This window comes from Allobosea sp. RIT-PG3_2, assembly GCF_057321085.1.
In genome coordinates, this window is record NZ_JBXWCA010000021.1 from 1 (window position 1) to 2486 (window position 2486).

Genomic DNA, 2486 nt, shown 5'->3' on the forward strand with positions numbered 1-2486 from the left:
TGTCAAACGGCACGCAATATTGCCCCCCGATCGGCGTCCAATCTTGACCCCTTGATGGGCTGAGACGGTGAGGAGGCGGCGCGGCGGAGCTGGTCGGGGTTGCGCAGTCGCGCCGACTCCGGGTCGCAGGCGGCACGTGGCTCAGAGCCTGTTCTTGAAGCGCCAGCTCTCGTTGCCGGTCTCGACGATGTCGCAGTGATGGGTCAGCCGGTCGAGGAGTGCGGTGGTCATCTTGGCGTCGCCGAAGACGGATGGCCATTCGCCGAAGGCGAGGTTGGTGGTGACGATGACGGAGCTCTGTTCGTAGAGCCTGCTGATGAGGTGGAACAGCAACTGGCCGCCGGACTGGGCGAAGGGCAGATAGCCGAGTTCGTCGAGGACGATGAAGTCCATGCGCGAGAGATAGTCGGCCATGCGACCCTGCCGGCCGGCGCGGGCCTCGGCCTCGAGCTTGTTGACGAGATCGACGACGTTGAAGAAGCGCCCCCGCGCGCCGGCACGGATGCAAGCTCGGGCGATGGCGATGGCGAGATGGGTCTTGCCGGTCCCGGTGCCACCGACGAGGACGACATTGCGCTGATGGGCGATGAAGTTGCCGCCTGCGAGGTCGTGGACGAGCGTCTCGTTGAGCGGCGTGCCGTCGAAGACGAAGTCGCCGACATCCTTGGCGAGGGGCAGCTTGGCGATGGTGATCTGGTACTTGATCGAGCGCGCCTGCTTCTCGGTGATCTCCGCCGATAGCAGATCGCCGACGATGCGCTGGGGTTCGTGCTGGCGCTTCACCGCCGTGGTGATGATCTCGTCGAAGGCGGCCTTCATGCCGTAGAGCTTGAGCTCGCCCATGGTGGCGAGAATCTCCGAGCGTTCCATCACACGGCTCTCCTGAGGCTGTCGTATCGGGCGCAATCAGCGGCGGGCTCATGACGCAGGCGCAGCGCATCGGGCGTCATGATGGTGATCGCAGCAGCCGGCTCCCGGCGTCGGGCCAGGATGTTGAGGATGACGTCGGCCGAATGCACGCTTTGCTTCAGCGCCTCGGCGCAGGCGGCTTCGACCGCCGGTAAGCCGTCGCTCAGCACCGTGGTCAAGATATCGACCATCTGCCGGTCACCATCCTGCGCGGCCGCCAGCTTCCGGCGTACCCGATCCAGCGAAGCCGGAAGAACCCAGTCCTTGAAGGGCGCGCCATTGCGCAGGGCGCCCGGCTTGCGGGCCAGCACCGGCACATAGTGCCAGGGATCGAAGGTCGTCTGATCGCGGCCGTAGGAACGGGCGTGCTCGCCGACGATGCGGCCGTCCTGACGCAGCTCGATCCGATCGGCATAGGCGCGGATCTCGACGGGCCGGCCTATCGCGCTCGCCGCAACCGAGTACTTGTTGTTGTCGAAGCGGACCAGGCAGGTCTTCGACACCGAGGCCGGCAGTGAATGGAAGCCATCGAACCGACCGGCGTAAGGCACGAGGCTCGGGCGCTCGGCTTCGAACATCTCCCAGATCGTCCGGTCACGTTGCTCCGGATGGAGGTGGGCCTTTGCGTAGCGAAGCACCTGGTCCAGCAGCCAGGCGTTCAGCTCGTCGTAGTTCTTGACCCGCAGACGCGGAGCGAAGAAGCGTTCGCGTACGAGCCCGACCTGGTTCTCGACCTGGCCCTTCTCCCAGCCCGAGGCTGGCGTGCAGGCGACGGGATCGACCAGATAGTGGCTGCACATCTGCATGAAGCGCCGGTTATAGGCGCGTTCCTTGCCGACGAAGATGGTCTCCACCGCCGTCTTCATGTTGTCGTAGATGCCGCGCGTGCAGGCGCCCTTGAAGAAGGCGAAGCCCCGGTCGTGGGCGTCGAAGACCATCTCCTGGCTCTCGCGTGGATAGGCTCGCACGAACAGCATGCGCGAATGGCAGAGCCGCAGATGGGCGACCTTCACCTTGGTCGTCACGCCGTTGATGACGACGATCTCGTGGCTCCAGTCGAACTGATAGGCCTCGCCGGGCGCGAAGCTCAGAGGAACATAGGCATCGGCGGTGACGGCGGACTGCTCGCGGCGCCAACCTCGCGCATAGCGGCGGACGGCATCATAGCTGCCCTCGTAACCCCGGCCCCGCAACTCCTCGAAGATCCGGATCAGCGTCAGACGCTCACGCGCCGGCTTGCCCTCGTTGGCCATCAGCAGCCGGTCCAGATCCGGACGCCAGGGCCCGATCTTCGGCTGCGGCTGAACCTTCCGCTCGTACTCGAACGACGTCGCGCCTGAGCGCAGCACCTTGCGCACCGTGTTCCGCGAGACGTGGAGCTCGCGGACAATCTCCTTGATCGTCTTCCCCCGGACCGAAAACTCGCGCCGGATCCGCGCAATCGTATCCACGCCCTTCATCCCCCCGCCCGCCCGTCTGAAACCAAGACGGGCAGTCTCACCGAAACCGGCTCAAGGGGGTCAAACTTGCACGCCGATCCCCCGCCTCACGGGGTCAAATTTGCACGCCGAAACACA

Annotated in this window: 2 protein-coding genes; both read right to left on the reverse strand. The window is 65.2% G+C overall.

The annotated features are described in order from the left end of the window. Window positions 1-141: 141 nt before the first annotated feature. Window positions 142-870 (reverse strand): IS21-like element helper ATPase IstB, encoded by a 729-nt coding sequence (gene istB / locus AC2FAN_RS27125; RefSeq protein ID WP_485177059.1) that lies wholly within the window; start codon window positions 868-870, stop codon window positions 142-144. Then, on the reverse strand, window positions 870-2369 hold the full coding sequence (gene istA, locus AC2FAN_RS27130; protein WP_485177060.1) for an IS21 family transposase: 1500 nt from the start codon (window positions 2367-2369) through the stop codon (window positions 870-872). Before istA ends, istB begins: the two co-directional genes overlap by 1 nt. Window positions 2370-2486: the final 117 nt, after the last annotated feature.

Bases quoted from the DNA above. Each gene is read 5' to 3' on its own strand.
- istB (WP_485177059.1), bottom strand. From the start codon at position 870: ATGGAACGCTCGGAGATTCTCGCCACCATGGGCGAGCTCAAGCTCTAC.
- istA (WP_485177060.1), bottom strand. From the start codon at position 2,369: ATGAAGGGCGTGGATACGATTGCGCGGATCCGGCGCGAGTTTTCGGTC.